Here is a 17407-nt window from a genome sequence, read left to right on the forward strand (position 1 = left end):
TTTTAAAATTGCCAATGTTAATTTTTTTTTAAATTACAATATTCACAATTCTGTGAGGCACTACAATGATTTTTTTGGGTGCTTTTCCTTCCAGAATTTGCTGTATTTTTTCGTCCTGAATTACCAAATCTTCCACTTCTTTGGCAGAAAGCTGGGCAGATAGGGATATTTTAAACTTCATTTTTCCATTTATACTTACCGGATATTCAATTTCATCTTCTACAAGATAATCTTCATTCAATATTGGGAATTTTTCGAACTCGATAGATTCCTCGTAACCAAGCAGGCTCCAAAGCTCTTCGCAGATGTGTGGCGCATACGGAGAAATGATAACGGCAAGAGGTTCTAAAATATTGCGTTTGTTAGATTTTATTTTTTGTAATTCATTTACAGCAATCATAAATGAGGATACCGTAGTATTGAAAGAGAAGTTTTCGATATCATAAACCACCTTCTTTATTAATGTATGCAAAACTTTATACTCTGCTTTTGTAGGTTCTTCATCAGAGACTGAGAAAGCATCTCCATCAAAATATAGATTCCAGAATTTTTTAAGAAAACCATACACTCCGCTTAAGCCTTGGGTGTTCCAAGGCTTCGATTGTTCTAATGGACCTAAGAACATTTCATACAACCTTAAACCGTCTGCTCCGTATTCATTACAGATGTCGTCAGGGTTTACCACATTATATTTTGACTTGGACATTTTTTCTACTTCACGATCGGTGATATATTTTCCGTCTTCCAAAATAAATTCTGCATCTGCATAATCTGGTCTCCAAGCTTTGAATTTCTCTATATCTAATTCATCTGTTGTTCCTTTTAATAAAGAAATATCAACATGAATATTTTGAGTTCTATCGAAAGGAAGCGGGTTCCTGCCATGATCTAAAATTTCTAATCCAAAAAGTTTTTCTTTTGGAAAAGCATCTTCATATTGAGAAATAAAATCAACAACTTCTTTTAGTTTATCATTAACTAAAGTTCCATCTTTTATCTGTTCATACCATTCCTGACCAAACTGATAGCTTCTGGATATATAAACTTCATTATTCAAAATCCTATCTATTATAGATGGTCGATTTTCAACTTTTGAAATAAAATTCTTAAAGTCGTCTTTGAAGGTGAATCTTGAAACCAAAGCACTCATCCCCAAAATCATCCCCTGATTAATCAACTTTTGGAAGGGCTCATCCTGATTGATATATCCTCTATCCTTTAAGAACATATTCCAGAAACGGGAGTATAATAAGTGACCAGTTGCGTGCTCGCTCCCACCGATATATAGATCTACCTGTCCCCAGTAGTCAGCCAATTCTTTTTTAACAAAAACCTCATCATCATCCGGATCCATATATCTTAGGAAATACCAAGAACTTCCTGCCCAACCCGGCATGGTAGATAATTCTAACGGGAAAACCGTTTTTTCATCAATTAAATTGGTATCCACCACTTTTTGGTTTGCTTCGTCCCAAGCAAAAGTTTTCGCATTTCCTAATGGCGGATCTCCATCTTCCGTTGGCAAATATTTTTCAACTTCAGGAAGTTCCAAAGGCAATGCAGAGTTTGGCAACGTGTAAGGCATTCCACTCTTATAATATATAGGAACCGGCTCTCCCCAATATCTTTGTCTTGAGAAAATCGCGTCGCGTTGTCTGTAGTTCGTTGTTCCGTGGCCGATTCCTTTTTTCTCAATAGCTGCAATGATCGCTGCTTTCGCATCATTATAATGTAAGCCATTCAAAAAATCAGAATTTACACAAACTGAATCTTTAGAATCAAAAGAGGCTTCCTGAACGTTTTCGTCGGTCTCAACTACTTTTTTAATTTCAAGATTAAACTTCTTTGCAAATCTGTGATCACGCTCATCGTGCGCAGGAACAGCCATTACAGCCCCTGTTCCGTAACCCATCAAAACATAATCTGAAATGTAGATCGGCATTCTCTCACCACTGAAAGGATTCAAAGCATAGCTCCCTGTGAAAGCACCTGAAACGTTCTTCACGTCAGCCATTCTGTCTCTTTCGGACTTTTTGGAAGTTTCTTCAATATAAGTATTAACCTCAGCTTTTTGCTCGGCTGTAGTAATTGTATCCACCAAAGGATTTTCCGGAGCCAATACCATAAAAGTTGCCCCGAAAATAGTATCAGGTCTTGTTGTAAAGACTTCAACTATCTCATTATGACCTTCCACACTAAATTTCACCTGAGCTCCCTGAGATTTCCCGATCCAGTATTCCTGGGAATCTTTCAAAGGCTGCGGCCAGTCCAAAGTTTTAAGACCTTGTAATAATCTTTCAGAGTAAGCAGAAATTCTCATACTCCACTGCATCATTTTCTTTTGAAAAACAGGGAATCCTCCTCTTTCAGATTTGCCGTCTTTTACTTCATCGTTTGCTAAAACTGTTCCTAAAGCCGGACACCAGTTAACTGTAGTTTCTGCTCTGTAGGCTAAACGGTAATTCAAAAGAATATCTTCTTTATCCATTTCAGAAGCTTCTCTCCATTCTTCTGCCATGAAATGTAATTCGTCGTTCTGGTTGGCATTTAATCCTTCCGTTCCTTTTTCTTCAAAATGCTTGATTAAGGTAGAAATAGATTCTGCCTTATCTGTATTTTTATTATACCATGAATGGAACAATTCAATGAAAATCCATTGTGTCCATTTATAATAAGAGGGGTTGGAAGTTCTTACTTCCCTGCTCCAGTCGAATGAAAAGCCGATTTTTCTTAACTGATCTTCATATCTTGTAATGTTTTGCTCAGTTGTAATTGCAGGGTGTTGCCCTGTCTGGATTGCATACTGTTCAGCAGGAAGGCCGAAACTGTCATATCCAACCGGATGAAGAACATTAAAACCCTGATGTCTTTTGTATCTCGCGTAAATGTCGGAAGCAATATATCCCAGCGGGTGACCTACGTGAAGCCCTGCTCCTGATGGATACGGAAACATATCGAGAACATAAAATTTCGGTTTGTCTGTGTTATTGGAAGTCTTATATGTTTGATTGTCTTCCCAGTATTTCTGCCACTTTTTTTCTATCTGCTGATGATCGTAAAACACTTTATTATAGATATTAGATGTTAGATTCTAGATATTAGAGTTATTTATTCCAAAATCAAGATTCACAAAAATAATGATTTTAAAAGAAATGGAATTTAATTTTAATTTAAAAACAAAAAAATCCCATCCGAAGATGAGACCCTTGTATTGTGGATGAAAAATTTCGATTATTGCTGAACGACTCTTTTCATTGTATATGTAACAGATTGGTATTCTGTAGGATCTGTGGTATCTTCAATAGTAAGGTTCAAGGTAGTATCGTCGAGTTTTGTTACTTTTCCTTTATCCGGTTCTACAATTCCCTGATATTTTATTTGAATAGCCTTAGTCCCTTTGTCATATGTATATGTGAAGTTATGGTCTTCATCGATTTCACAACTACCAGGATTCAAAGCTGAATCTCGCCACCAGGTTACTTTTCCTGCAGTTTCTGTATTGAATCTCCATCTGGAATCTTTCTGACAAGTAGTATAAGTAATCTCGTCTGAAACAGGACTTCCACCCACAGGAACTAAAGTGTGTACTTCTTTGATAGGCTGCCATACACCCGTAAGAGGCACTTCATGCACTGTCTCGTCGTCGTTATTACATCCGGTAGCTACAAATAATGACAAACCTGCAAATAATAAAGCTAATTTCTTCATGTATCAAATTTTTCAAGCGCTAAAATTATAATTTTTTTGATTTAATTAATAATTTTTTGTGAAGAATTATCAAAAACTTTCAAATTTTCAAAAATATAAAAGTGATAATGCCCAATATCACTCATTTTTAATAAATATTGAACCCCCTGAGTAATCCTCATATTCTAGGAAAAAAACTATTTTTGCACAAAACAATGCAAATGCAAGACATAACGAAAAACAATTTTGACTTTTTACGTGTTCTCCTGGCCTTTATCGTTTTCCTAGGACATCTGGGAGCTTTAAGTGTTTCTCCGGAACTTAAATTTCTTGAGTACAGCCCAATCGAAATTGCAGTTTTCGGATTCTTCATTGTCAGCGGTTTTCTTATTGCAAGAAGCTACGAAAGATCTTCTAGTTTAAAAAGCTATTTCAAAAAGAGGATCAGGAGGATCGTTCCGGCTTACCTGCTGGTTGTTTTTCTGTGCGCCGTTCTGCTAAGTCTTGTCAGTAAGCTTTCCTTCACCGAATATTTCAGTAATACACAGGTTTACAAATATCTTTTCTGGAATTCTATATTTTTAAACTTCAAAGCCCCATGGCTTCCCGGCGTTTTCGGAAATCAGGCTGTAAACGGGGCTTTATGGACTTTAAAAATAGAAATGAGCTATTATTTTTGTGTCCCGCTGCTGTTTTTACTTTTCGGGAAAAATAACAAATACAGGAATATCAGCTTGATTATTTTGTATTTCCTTTCGCTTGTTTACCTTAATTATTTTGAATCTTTGGGAAAAATTTCCGTGGCGAAACAACTTCCGGGAACATTATCTTATTTTATTCCGGGAATGCTGATTTATTTTAATTTTGATCAATTTATTAAGCATAAAAAAATCCTTTTCATTATTGCAATTCTTACAGTTTGGATTGATTTATTTACTGGAATCATTTTATTTTCACCGGTGATGATTGGTATTATTGTACTTTATATTGCCTACTCATTCAAATTTTTAAATAATTTCGGGAAATACGGGGATTTCACCTACGGAATTTACATCTTCCACTTTCCTATCATCAGAACATTTACCACATTAGGGCTGTTCGAAGATTACAACCCATTTTTGATGGCATTTATCTGTATGCTGGTTGTAATTGCTGTCGGTGTAAGCTCATGGCATTTTTATGAAAAAAGATTTTTATAATTTTAATTAATTAACCCACAGAATGAAAGACCTGGTTTCCATCATTACACCATCTTACAACTCCGCTGAATTTATCGAGGAAACGATACAATCTGTCCTGAACCAAAGCTATGAAAACTGGGAATGGCTTATTTCCGACGACCGTTCTAAAGATAATACCGTAGAAATTATAAAAAGATACAATGATCCAAGGATAAAGCTTCAGGTTCTCGAACAAAACGGAGGTGCCGGAAATGCCCGCAATAAAAGCCTTGAGAGGGCAGAAGGAAGATACATCGCTTTTCTGGATTCTGATGATTACTGGTATCCTGAATATCTGGAAACAATGATCACTTTTATGCAGGAAAATCATGCGGAACTGGCTTACTGTAACTATTCAAGGTGTGATGAGCATACCATGGAACCCATCCTGAAAGATTTTGAAGCGGATACTGTCGTTACTTTTTCTAATTTGCTTAAAACCTGCAGACTGGCTCCTGTATCTACTATTTATGATACGAAAAGAGTCGGAAAGTTTTTCTTTCCTGTAAAAAGCAAGCGTGAAGACCATGTCATGTGGCTGAATCTGTTGAAAAAAATCCCGAAAGGCTATCCTTTAAGAAAAACACTTGCCAAATACAGGATGCGTCAAAACAGTGTTTCGAGAAAGAAGAAAAATATTATCAAAGACCAATATCTGGTGTATAAAGATTTCATGGGGTTTTCCATATTAAAATCCCTGTATTACACGGCAAACTGGGCTTTAAACGGATTCCTGAAATATTCTAAGATTTTTAATTAGTGGAATATTCAAAAGAGTTTAAAGCTGCACTGAGCGCCTTCTCCAGCGTAGAGAAAGACCGCCTTATTTTCAGATTACTGAAAAAAGACAAGCTTCTATCCAAAAAACTGTATTTCGAATTAATCGATCAGGAAACAACTGATGACAAGCGTGATGCAATGGAAGAAAATGTTCAGGAAAAAGTGCTGCTGGCTTCAAAATATATCGGAAATCAAAAATATTTCCTAGGAATCATCAGAAAAATCAGTGCTGAAATTACGGAGCATGTAAAAATTACAACCGATAAATTCGGAGAGGTTTCACTGAATTTATTGCTGATTGATAAGATTTTAGATTATAACAATGATCTTAGCCGTCAACGATTCGATAATGTCTACAAACTTTATCTTTATCTCATTAATAAAATTTTTAAAGCTCTGATTCTTACGAAAAAGCTTGACGAAGATTATTGGATGGAAATTGATGAATATTTAAAAACCGTTGAGATTAAGATCAATAAAAACCATTATCTGCAAAAGCTGTGCATCAATAATCATTTAAACCCTGCATGGCTGAGAAGTGAAAATATTCCTGAAAATATCGAACTTATTGTAAAGGAAATAAAAAGCCAGGGATTTTTACGATAAAATTTTCTTAATAATTAAATCCGTCGAATTTGGTTTCCCCGAAACAAATTTTTCTGCATTTTCAGACATATTTTGAAGTGTTTCTTCATTATTGATCAAAAACATTACAAAATCTGCTGCCAAACCTGCATTTTCAAAAGATCTTCCACCGTCAGAAGAGATCAGCTCATCCGCTTCCGGATTTTTCTTATAATGATTTCCAAAAATCACAGGAACTCCGAAAGTCGCCGCCTCCAGAATATTATGTAAGCCCGCATCATGAAAACCTCCGCCCACTACGGCAATATCGGCATAAGAATATAATTTTGAAAGCAGGCCAATGTTGTCAATAATCAAAATCCTTGACTTAAAATTTTTCATTGAATCATTAATTTCACTATATAAAATTGCATCCAGGAAAATTTGCTTCAAGGCATGAACCCTTTTCAAATCATGGGGTGCAATAATCAGCTTTGCATAAAGGCTACCCTGCAAAACCTCATCTGCAATTTTTTCTTCCGCCTGCCAGGAACTGCCAAATACTACAGCCTTTTCGCCGCCAATAAATTCTTTAATAAAATCTACATGATTATTTCTCGTTCTTAATTGCTTTACCCTGTCAAATCGTGTATCTCCGGTCACGGAAGATTTCGTAAGACCAACACTCTTTGCCAGCGCAAAAGACATATCTGTCTGATGGAAAAACCAGTCGATGTTTTTTTGTAACTGCTTTACAAACCATTTTCCATAGGAAGTAAAAAAAGTTTGTCTTTCATAAAACAAGGCTGAAATCACGTAGGTTTTTATGTCTTTATTTTTAAGCTCTCCCAAGAGATTATACCAGTAGTCGTACTTCACCGTAAAAAATAGTTGAGCATCAAACTGAGAAATAAATTCCTTTATGTAAACCTTTTTATCGAAAGGTAAATAACAAATGACATCTGCAATATTTTTCTTCTTAATTACATTCTCATACCCCGAGGGAGAAAAGAACGTTACCAGAATCTTATGGTCAGGAAAATTTTCTTTCAACTGCTCCAGAACAGGGAGGCCCTGCTCATATTCACCGAGACTTGCAGCATGCATCCAGATGACTTTATCTGACGGTGAAAAGGCTGACTTTACTTTTTGCAAAGATCCCTTTCTTCCTTCAACGCCTTTTTTAGTTTTATCATTAAACAATGAAAAAACCTTCATCCCGAAGATGAGCAGATTGATAAATATGTTGTAAAGAAAAGCCATATTATTAGTTTAAACTTCTATTCTATCATTATTTGTTGACGGACTTGAAATGACCAAAAATTCCAAATTATTTTGACATTCATTAGAAATATAATGTTTTGATTTCGGTAAAATAGTAATACTTTCTCCTTTTTTTACTGAATTTTTTTTTTCATTAATATAAAATACCGCCTCTCCTTCTAAAATATAAAAAACCTGTTCTGCAGTTTCATGAAAATGAAGTTTTTCCGCTGTTCCGGCAGGCATCATTTCCTGTTTAACGGAAAGGTTTTGAGAATCTTTCAGAACCCAGCTGTCGCAGACGTTTCCCCAGATATAATGCTCAGAATTATGTTTAGACTTAATCATTTGAAAATGCCTACGAAAATGAATACAACAATTAAACTGGCAAATAACGAAAGGATTGCTGTAGACAAGGGAACCCTCGGTTTGGCTGATTCATCTACAGAATATCTGAACATATAATCCTGAATATTTAAAAAGATCCCCATTACTAATATAAGAAGCCACCGCATGAAAATTTTCATGATCAGAAACTGCGAATCCTCGTTCTTTTCGGTAATTCCTATTGGATAATTCACTGATTCCGGGTGTCTTACGGCAAATACCAGAAACAAGTAAAGAACTGTTAATATAACAGGCATTAAAAAAGAATATTTTTTACTTCCAAAATTATCAGCCTTCCCTTTAAAATCAAAATAAATAGGAATGGTTTGGGGTAGAGCATTATAATTTTTCAAAGTAAACCACCACAAAAAAATAAGCAATCCAAAATTAAAAATATCAAATATTGTCAAAAAAACATTTTCCATTTCAGATCATTTTTAAAAATTAAAGTATATTTTTAATAACCCTCAATTTATGAGTATGCTTATTCATTTCTTTATTAAAAATACCCGTAGAATCCAGTGTGTCAATTCTTACTTTTCCAGATGCGTGAATGATCCTCTGATTGTCAAGCATAATTCCTACATGAACAATTTTTCCTTCATCATTTTCAAAAAAAGCAAGATCACCAGGACGGCTTTCTTCAACAAAAGTGAGCGATTCCCCCACCTCAACCTGCTGGGAAGCATCCCTCGGTAGTTTTATTTCATGAATTTTGTACACCAGCTGCGTAAATCCGGAGCAATCTACAGCAAAAAAGCTTTTTCCTCCCCATAAATACGGCACATTCAAAAATTCTTTAGCTGTCAGGGCAATACTTTCACGCACATCATGGCTTCTTCTGGAAGCCACTACAGGAAACTCAACTTCCGATCCCATCGAAAGTAAAGTTTTCCCGTCATTCATTAAAACAGAAGAAAAATCTTCAGTCACCACCGTAACTTTTCGTTTTGTCAGCTCTTCATCTGTTACAGGTCTTATCTGCTTGGTATCCATCCACCCTTGATAGCCGTCATAGTGCATTTTTATTTTGGTCCAATTTTTATTTATTTCCAAAATATCTGCACTTTCACCAAACAATATTTCCGTAACGATTTCCGCCCTGTCAGAATTTTCTGCACGTACGGGTGCTACTGTAACAATACAAATTCCTTTATTCATCGTATTAATTTAGTGATTAAGAGATTTATGAATAAGAAATAGGCTTTTCTAATTTTTCAATCTCTAAACTCTTTAATATTTTACTTTCTGCGAAGAAAGTTGACACCGTCCCGCAAAGGTAAAATAAGATTTTCAAAATCATCATCTTTTGCGATGAAATCATTAAGCTCTTTAATGATTAAGGTGGATTTCTGCTTTGGATTATCCTCCAAAACCTTTCCGTACCATAATACATTATCAAATAGTACTACCGAACCGGATTTCGTTCTCGGTTTGATCAACCTGAAATATTCCGCGTAATTTTCCTTATCAGCATCTATAAAAACCAGATCAAAAATCTCATCGGTTTCTCTTAAAAACTCTTTTGCATCCTGAAGTTTAAAATCAATCTGAGCTGAATATTCACTTTCTGCAAAATATTTTTCAGGCAAATAAGCAAGTTCTTCATTCACATCCAGCGTTGTTATTTTTCCGTCTTTTGCCATCCCTGCCGTAAGACAAAGTGTAGCATATCCTGTAAAAGTTCCAATTTCAAGAATATTTTTCGGCTGCATAATCTGAGAAATTATAGTTAATAATCTCCCCTGCTGATATCCGGAAATCATATGCGGCTGTGTCGTTTTTTGATACGTTTCCCTTCTCAGTCTTTTCAGAATTTCAGGCTCCGAGGAAGCGTGTGTTTCCAGATACCTGTCCATTTCAGGATTCATTTCTTCAAAAAAGCTCATTCTCCAATTTTTTGTTATTCAAATTTACTTAAAAAGAATCATTCTGGGAAAAATACGGATAGTTTTCCTGTAAGAGCTCTAGCTTTGCAGAGAAGGTAAAAATACTACGAAATAATGAATGTAAAGGAAAATCAAATTAACAACGAAAATCAGAAACCTACAATACCGTAAGATAAGGTAGATTTTCCTTTGAAAAAACTAAGCCGGAAGTATCCAAGTCAATTTTTCAGAAAATTATTTCCTTATTGAAAAAAGAAGAATTAATTTGATTAAAAAAATAAATCCCGAAATAGCTTCGGGACTTATTTTTATTGATTGAATATTGCTTTAATTATTTTTTTGGTGCAATGTCCATCAGCTTCATAAATTCATCAAGCTTAGGCATGATGATTATTTCCGTTCTTCTGTTTTCAGCTCTTCCGGAAACGCTCATGTTTGTCTCTTTAGGATTGTATTCTGATCGTCCTCCTGCAGTAATTCTAGCTGGATCTACACCAAACTGAGTCTGTAGAACTTTCGCAACAGCCGTACCTCTCAATGCAGAAAGATCCCAGTTGTCTTTTGGTAAATTCGCAGAATTTAAAGGAGCATTATCTGTATTACCCTCGATCAGTACTGAATATTTATCATAGTCATTGATTACTTTAGCTACCTTTCCTAACACTTCCTGAGCAGCAGGCAGAACATTGTAATCTCCGGTTTTGTACAGCATTTTATCTGAAAGTGAAATCATTACAACTCCTTTCAATACTTTCACCTGTACATCATCGTCTGCTACATTATCCAGAGATCTTTTAAGCTTGTTTGATAATGCCAGATTCAGACTGTCATTTTTAGCATTGCTTGAGATCAATTGTTTGATATAAGAATTGGAAGCATTGATCTCTCCTACCAACTTATCAATATTTGCAGAACTTTTCCCCGAATTTGATAAACAAGCATCAAGTGAAGATTTTAAAGCATCATGTTGACTTTTTAGTAAATTATTCTCACTCGTTAAAGCAGAATTCTGAGATTTCAGATCCTGTATTTCCCTTTGTCTTTCACCCACATTTTCAATACATTGTTTGTAATTTGAGCTCAATGCATCATACTGTTTTTTGCTGATGCAAGATGTCATCCCCAACACCATTGCAGAAACTGCCAAAATTTTAAAAATTTTCATAAATAATCATTTTTAGACGACCCAAAGGTAGGAAATTGAATTGATTTATATGAATTATCTTTGCATAAAAGAAATTCCGAACATAGATGTTGAAAATAACAACCTTGAAAAATCGATTGGAAAAACTGACACCTCATCCTGAAGTCCACACCTACCTTCTGGCGGTGAGCGGAGGCGCAGATTCTATGGCTTTAGCACATTGTTTCAATGACTTACAGCTACATTTTCAGATTGCTCATGTTAATCATGGATTAAGGGGTGAAGATTCTGATTTGGACCAAAAAACAGTTGAGGATTTCTGCAGCAAAAATACTATCAAGCTTCATTTATATAAAGTTTCTGAGCAGGATCAAAAGCCAGAAAACTCTGTTCAGCTTTGGGCGAGGGAGTTGAGATATGCTTTTTTTAAGCAAATTCAGAGCAGAGAAAATCTGGAGTTTTTAGTTACGGCTCATCATCTTAATGATCAGCTGGAAACCTTCATCATCAACCTTTCCAAAGCATCCGGAATTAATGGATTGAGTGGAATTCCGGCTAATGACAATCATATTTTAAGGCCTTTTTTACCTTTTACTAAGGACGAAATCTATGAATTTGCAAAAGAAAATCAGATTGAATACCGCGAAGATATTTCTAACACCAAAAATGATTATTTAAGAAATAAAATCAGGCTTGAGGTAGTTCCAAAGCTATTAGAGGTCAACGAAAATTTTTTAGATAATTTCAAAAAAAGCATTTATTATATTAATCAAACTAAAGATTTTACTCAAAAAAAAATACTTGAAATTGAAAGTAAATTAACAATATTTAACAAGTACCACAAAATTTTATCTAAAGAAAAGCTCAGTCTGGAAAGTGATTTTGTGAAATTTGAGATTTTAAAAAAGTATGGCTTTAACCGGGAAGAAGAAATTATAAAAATTTTTAAATCTGAAAACGGTAGTTCTTTTTTTTCAAAAGAATATCAATTGGTCATTAATTATGATGAATTGATTTTGATAAGGAAGATGGAAGATGGAAGATGGTGGTTTAGTAATAATGATACAAAAGCTGAGGAGATTATTTTAATCGAAAAATTTGACTTTCAAAAAAACCAAATTGCTTTTAATCTCGAAGATTATATTAATGACATTGAAGAAATCAATAATAAGTTTGAATGGGAATTTGATGCTGAAAAACTTCAGTTTCCTCTGCGCTTGAGAAGACATCAGGATGGAGATGAATTTTATCCTGCCGGGTTTTCAGGGAAAAAGAAAGTGGGGAAGTTTTTTAGGGACGAAAAATTATCTATTTTAGCGAGGCAAAAAATCTGGATTTTATCAGACCGAAATAATAAAGTGTTGGGAATTATTCCTTACAGGCAAGATAAAACACAAATGAAAAATGAAAAAACAAAATTTACACTTAAATTTTTTAACTGAAACTAAAATGAAATTTAGAAACTGGTTTTTGTTAATTCTGCTGTTTTTGGCAACCGGAATTAATGCACAAATTAAAAACCCTGTAAAATTTAAATTTACAATCAATGAATTAGGAGATAATCAATATGAAGCTGTATTGAACGCCACTATGGAAAGCGGATGGCATATTTACTCCAAAGATATCCCTGAAGATACAGGAATCCCGACAGACTATAAAGTTTCAGGAAAAAATATTGAGCTGATCGGAAAATTTATGGAAGTCGGAAAAAAACATGAAGAATTCTCTGAAGCTTTCGGAGGAAAGATCATTTATTATTCCAATTCCGCAGGTTTTAAGCAAAAATTTAAGTTAAAGGACGGAACAAAACCAGGAGATGTAGTTGCCGAAATTACTTATCAGACGTGCGACGACAGAGTTTGTCTCGCTCCAAATACACTGGAATTTAACAAGCAGGTAACTCCAAAAGGAGCAACTGAAGAAGCAAAAACGGATGAAAAAACAGAACCGGCGAAAGATTCTGCTACCATTCCGGCCACAACCGCATCTGTTGTAGAAAATCCCGTAAAAAATATAGCGACTCCGGCAACTTCAACACTTGACCCAAAGCAATTAAAAATTTCATCTATAGATTTTCAAAAACCATTGACAGACTGTGGAACAGGGTCCACAAAAGTTGAAGAAAACTATTGGACATATTTATTTCTAGGATTCATCGGAGGTTTGATCGCACTGCTTACTCCTTGCGTTTTTCCAATGATCCCATTGACCGTTTCTTTCTTTACAAAAGGAAATAAAAACAAAGCAAAAGGAAAAAGGGATGCTTTAATCTACGGCTTTTTCATCCTTCTTATCTTTGTTTTATTAAGTGTACCTTTCCATTTAATTGACGGGATTGCCGGAAATATTTTCAACAAAATCTCTACCAGCGTCTGGCTGAATATTGGCTTCTTCATCATATTCATTTTCTTTGCAGGAAGCTTCTTCGGATATTACGATATTACGCTGCCCAGCTCAATTGCAAACAAGTCTTCAAAAGCGGAAGAAGCCGGAGGAATCATCGGGATTTTCTTCATGGCACTGACTTTGGTGATCGTTTCTTTCTCTTGTACAGGCCCTATTTTAGGAAGTTTGTTGGGAAGTGCAGTAACGGGCTCCGCAAATGTTCCAATGTTGTTAACTTTTGCTTTAGCTGGTTTTGGATTGGCATGGGCGATTGTTTTCGGATTATTGGCTTTATTCCCGCAGGCTTTACAAAGTCTTCCGAAATCAGGAGGCTGGATGAATACTGTAAAAGTCGTTCTAGGTTTTGTGGAACTGGCTTTGGCTTTAAAATTCTTATCAAAAGCAGACCTAGTTTCTAAGATATTTTTCTTAAAAAGAGAGCTTTTCATCGCGATCTGGATCATTATCGCATTAGGATTAGCATTGTATTTATTTGGATTAATCAGATTCCCGCATGATGATAAAAAACCGAAAATTTCAATAACAAGAAAGATTTTAGGAGTTTTAGGAATTGGGTTTGTGATTTATTTAATTCAGGGGTTAATTCCATCAGACCGTCCGAAGTTGCAGTTGCTGAGTGGTATTTTACCTCCGCTGAATGTAAGCTATTTCCATGACGAAAAAGACGGAATCCTGGGAATGCACCCCGAGCACGATTTTTTCAAAGCGATTGAACTTGCAAAAAAAGAAGACAGACCGCTTCTGATTGACTTTACCGGCTACGGCTGCGAAAACTGTAGAAAAATGGAGGAATTCGTTTGGAGCGAACCGGATATTTTACCGATCCTTCAAAATGATGTTGTTCTCGCTTCTCTCTATGTAGATGACAAAGAAGAGCTTCCGGAAGATCAGAAAACGAAAATTGACCTTGGCGACGGACAGGTGAAAAAGGTAAAAACCATCGGAGACAGATGGAGCTTGTTCCAGCAGGTGAATTTCAATAACAATTCCCAGCCGCATTATGTTTTGGTGACACCTGATGGAAAAGTGATTAACACTCCGGTTTCAGGTTATATGCCGAAGGAGGATTTCAAAAAATTCCTTGAATGCGGAGTAGATTTTTATAAAAAGAATAAATAATTTTTAACTTAAAAATAAATTAAGCCTTATCAATTCCTGGTAAGGCTTTTTTAATTCATTAATTTAACATTATTTAAGCCAAAACACTCAATTAAAATGTGAATTTAATATCATTTCTAAACGTTAGGTATAAACTTTGTATCAATTCTATAAAATAAATAGTGAGTTTTCACATTTCATTAAATACCGTTTAACATTTAAAAAATATTATTATGGCTGAAGTAATTGCACAAGAAAAGCAGGGAGGAAACAAACAAAGAAAAAAAATGATCAGGATTGACATGACTCCAATGGTAGATTTGGGATTTCTACTGATCACATTCTTTATGTTCACTACAAATTTCACAAAACCAAATGTGATGGATTTAGGACTGCCGGAGAAAGATCCGAGTACACATCCGATTGATAATGTAATGAGAGATAAAGACCAGGTTACCTTTATTTTAGGAAAAGACAATCATGTTTTTTATCATCAAAGTAATTCTGAAGATTTAAATAAAAACAATTTAAAAGAAACTGATTTCAACGGAATAAAAATTACGAAAATTATTTCTGAAGCTTATAACAACGCTCCGTCGAAAGATAAATTCACAGTAATTGTGAAACCTACAGACGAAGCCAATTATAAAAACTTCGTAGATATTCTCGACAATATCGCCATCTCCAAAAAAGAACGTTACGGAATCACCGATATCAAGCCCTGGGAAAAGAAAGTTTACGAAGAATTAACCAAATAAAGAAAGAAGAGCATTTTTAAGTGCTCTTTTTTATTTATTTTTGAGAAAATAATTTTATTTAATGATTTTTTTTTTTACCGGAATGCCTATTTCAGATTTATTTATTTCATGTTCTAAAAAAGAAACAATGTTCACCTCAAGACAGACAGACAGACAGCACAAAAATCATTGATTCTATCAATGTTGTAAGAACTAAAATAAATGAAAGCAATAAAAATCATTTTAAAGATTTCAGCGGAAAACATAAATTCACCCATAATCTGATCAAAACTCTGGGTTTAGTTACTTTTAAAAAGATTGAAGACGAAGGAGATCATTATGACATTCCAAGAAGTATAAGACCTAGCATTAAAGGATTTATAGCCGTTGTATCAGAAAAGCATATGAATTTCACAGGAAAATCATTCAAAGTATTTCCCAGAACAACAACGGAAAGCCTTACACTAGAAAGAAAACCACAACCTTCATTTCCAAAGACGGCGGAAAAACTTACAGGCTGCAGGATATAATGAATGGTTCGGGATTTGTTGATCATATTGATATTCATTTTTAATTGTTGAATTATGTTAAACTTTGAAACAAAAGGAAACGGAAAAAAGACTTTAGTTTTACTGCATGGCTTTATGGAAAATATTTCCATCTGGGATGACATGGAACCTCATCTTTCTGAAGATTTCTCACTCCTGAAAATTGACCTTCCGGGTCATGGGCAGTCGGATATTATCGCAGAAATTCAGACGATGGAACTGATGGCAGAAGAAGTAAAAAAAGTGCTTGATGACCAAAACCTTAAAAAGGTACATTTGCTGGGCCATTCCATGGGAGGATACATTTCTTTAAGCTTCGCTGAAAAACACCCTGAATATCTTAAAAGTTTAACATTATTTTTCTCCACTTATTTACCTGATGATGATGAAAAAAAACAGCAGCGAATCAAAAGTTACAGAATTATCCAGGACGCTTTTGCTCATTACGCAAGAGCAGGAATCCCCAATTTATTCAATCCGAATGAAAGAGATATTCTGGAAGGAAAAATCGAAACAGCATTAAAAATTGCCCTTTCCACCAATAATCTCGGCGCGTTGGCGTCAGTAAAAGGCATGGTAGAAAGAACCGATAAAACACACATTCTGGAAAATCTTGATGCAAAAATCCTGATTCTTGCCGGAAAACACGACAATGCAGTAAAAACCGGAATGATGATTAAAAATCTTCCCGACAGAACCAATATAAAATCCTATGTTTTAGACTGCGGGCATAACGGCCATTGGGAAAAACCAAGCATCTGTGCAGAGATCATCAACACTGAGCTTCTTCACAACTTACCGAAACATTTAGTTTTCTGATATGCTGGATATGCTCTTCAAAAAAAAGAAACCGATCATCGGCCTTACCCTTTCCGGGGGAGGAATGCGCGGGATTGCCCACATTGCCGTACTGAAAGCCCTGGAAGAATATAATCTTAAACCTGATATTATCTCCGGAACCAGCGCGGGATCAATTGTCGGGGCATTTTATTCATTCGGGAAGTCGCCGGATGAAATGATGGACATTGTAAAGCAGACCACCTTTTTCTCAAGATCCTATTTAAAACTTTCTAAGAACGGAATTTTTAGTTCAAAATTTATTTTAAAATTATTCATAGATTATTTTCCCGAAGATAATTTTAATATATTAAAGATTCCTGTTTATGTAGCCGCAACAGAAATGACACACGGGATTGTCGATTTCTTCTCGGAAGGAGAGCTTTTCGGACCTTTGCTAGCCTCTTCAAGCGTTCCCTTTATTTTGCCACCAGTAAAAATTGGGGAAAAAGTTTATGTCGATGGCGGAGTTTTAGATAATTTACCCATTGAACCTATTGCAAATAAATGCGATTTTCTAATTGCTTCCCACGTGAATTCCATTAGCTACGACAGCCTGGAAAAAATGAGCTTAATGAAAGAATTCGACAGGATCTTACACTTAGCCATAGCAAAATCGGTTTATTCCAAAGCCAAAAGCTGCGATATTTTTTTAGATCCCCCAAAGATGACCAAGTTCAGCTTATTCAATAAAAAATCCCTTGATGTAATGTTTCAAGAAGTATATGAATATACCTGCAAAGAGCTTGAGAGTAAGGGTTATTCGCGTGGGGATTGAATTGGAGGATTTGAGTGTTTTAGACTTTGCGTGTAAAAATTTTTATGTGCCTTTGCGAGGAGCGAAGCA

General features: G+C 35.1%; 17 protein-coding genes. 8 read left to right on the top strand and 9 right to left on the bottom strand.

Features of this window, described 5'->3' with window-relative positions:
* Window positions 1-28 precede the first annotated feature (28 nt).
* Window positions 29-3064, bottom strand: coding sequence for a leucine--tRNA ligase (locus BW926_RS02355; protein ID WP_076443816.1), 3036 nt, complete (start codon window positions 3062-3064; stop codon window positions 29-31).
* 167 nt (window positions 3065-3231) lie between these two features.
* Window positions 3232-3708 carry a lipocalin-like domain-containing protein gene (locus tag BW926_RS02360; protein WP_076443818.1) on the bottom strand — a complete coding sequence of 159 codons (477 nt, stop codon included), beginning with the start codon at window positions 3706-3708 and terminating at the stop codon, window positions 3232-3234.
* 200 nt (window positions 3709-3908) lie between these two features.
* Between BW926_RS02360 and BW926_RS02365 the strand changes: the two genes are divergently transcribed.
* From BW926_RS02365 to BW926_RS02375, 3 genes are read left to right on the top strand one after another with little or no spacing between them, the layout of a single operon-like run.
* Window positions 3909-4886, top strand: coding sequence for an acyltransferase family protein (locus BW926_RS02365; RefSeq protein WP_179077973.1), 978 nt, complete (start codon window positions 3909-3911; stop codon window positions 4884-4886).
* Window positions 4887-4908: 22 nt separating this feature from the next.
* Window positions 4909-5667: a glycosyltransferase family 2 protein gene (locus BW926_RS02370; protein WP_076443822.1), complete on the top strand. Its 759-nt coding sequence runs from the start codon at window positions 4909-4911 to the stop codon at window positions 5665-5667.
* Window positions 5667-6293, top strand: a complete 627-nt coding sequence (locus BW926_RS02375) for a deoxyuridine 5'-triphosphate nucleotidohydrolase (protein WP_076443824.1) — start codon at window positions 5667-5669, stop codon at window positions 6291-6293. Before BW926_RS02370 ends, BW926_RS02375 begins: the two co-directional genes overlap by 1 nt.
* Here the strand turns inward: BW926_RS02375 and BW926_RS02380 are convergent.
* The 6 genes from BW926_RS02380 to BW926_RS02405 form a co-directional block, all read right to left on the bottom strand.
* Window positions 6285-7514 (bottom strand): 3-deoxy-D-manno-octulosonic acid transferase, encoded by a 1230-nt coding sequence (locus tag BW926_RS02380; RefSeq protein ID WP_076443826.1) that lies wholly within the window; start codon window positions 7512-7514, stop codon window positions 6285-6287. The genes BW926_RS02375 and BW926_RS02380 overlap by 9 nt on opposite strands.
* Window positions 7515-7523: 9 nt before the next feature.
* Window positions 7524-7862, bottom strand: coding sequence for a cupin domain-containing protein (locus BW926_RS02385; RefSeq protein ID WP_076443828.1), 339 nt, complete (start codon window positions 7860-7862; stop codon window positions 7524-7526).
* A complete protein-coding gene (locus BW926_RS02390) occupies window positions 7859-8326 on the bottom strand; it encodes a DUF1648 domain-containing protein (RefSeq protein WP_076443830.1) in 468 nt (155 codons plus the stop codon). Before BW926_RS02390 ends, BW926_RS02385 begins: the two co-directional genes overlap by 4 nt.
* Window positions 8327-8345: 19 nt before the next feature.
* Entirely contained in the window at window positions 8346-9062 is a 717-nt protein-coding gene (locus BW926_RS02395; RefSeq protein WP_076443832.1) for a C40 family peptidase, read from the bottom strand.
* An 80-nt stretch (window positions 9063-9142) separates the two neighbouring features.
* Entirely contained in the window at window positions 9143-9790 is a 648-nt protein-coding gene (locus tag BW926_RS02400; RefSeq protein ID WP_076443834.1) for an O-methyltransferase, read from the bottom strand.
* Between the two features lie 331 nt (window positions 9791-10121).
* Window positions 10122-10955, bottom strand: coding sequence for an OmpA family protein (locus tag BW926_RS02405; RefSeq protein WP_076443836.1), 834 nt, complete (start codon window positions 10953-10955; stop codon window positions 10122-10124).
* Window positions 10956-11041: 86 nt separating this feature from the next.
* Here BW926_RS02405 and tilS point away from each other — a divergent pair, with 86 nt between their 5' ends.
* From tilS to BW926_RS02420, 3 genes are all read left to right on the top strand, one after another.
* Window positions 11042-12376 (top strand): tRNA lysidine(34) synthetase TilS, encoded by a 1335-nt coding sequence (tilS, locus tag BW926_RS02410; protein ID WP_076443837.1) that lies wholly within the window; start codon window positions 11042-11044, stop codon window positions 12374-12376.
* 7 nt (window positions 12377-12383) lie between these two features.
* Window positions 12384-14459 (top strand): protein-disulfide reductase DsbD family protein, encoded by a 2076-nt coding sequence (locus BW926_RS02415; RefSeq protein WP_076443953.1) that lies wholly within the window; start codon window positions 12384-12386, stop codon window positions 14457-14459.
* Window positions 14460-14671: 212 nt separating this feature from the next.
* Window positions 14672-15196, top strand: coding sequence for a biopolymer transporter ExbD (locus BW926_RS02420; RefSeq protein ID WP_076443839.1), 525 nt, complete (start codon window positions 14672-14674; stop codon window positions 15194-15196).
* A gap of 316 nt (window positions 15197-15512) precedes the next feature.
* On the opposite strand, the gene BW926_RS02425 is transcribed toward BW926_RS02420, so the two are convergent.
* A complete protein-coding gene (locus tag BW926_RS02425; RefSeq protein WP_076443841.1) occupies window positions 15513-15743 on the bottom strand; it encodes a hypothetical protein in 231 nt (76 codons plus the stop codon).
* Between the two features lie 16 nt (window positions 15744-15759).
* On the opposite strand from BW926_RS02425, the gene BW926_RS02430 reads away from it, so the two are divergent.
* Together BW926_RS02430 and BW926_RS02435 are read left to right on the top strand one after the other, a co-directional pair.
* A complete protein-coding gene (locus tag BW926_RS02430; protein WP_076443843.1) occupies window positions 15760-16542 on the top strand; it encodes an alpha/beta fold hydrolase in 783 nt (260 codons plus the stop codon).
* A 10-nt stretch (window positions 16543-16552) separates the two neighbouring features.
* Entirely contained in the window at window positions 16553-17338 is a 786-nt protein-coding gene (locus BW926_RS02435; protein WP_228403377.1) for a patatin-like phospholipase family protein, read from the top strand.
* The last annotated feature ends 69 nt before the right edge of the window (window positions 17339-17407 follow it).

Origin of the sequence: Chryseobacterium sp. RU37D (assembly GCF_900156075.1) — a bacterium.
GTDB lineage: Bacteria > Bacteroidota > Bacteroidia > Flavobacteriales > Weeksellaceae > Chryseobacterium.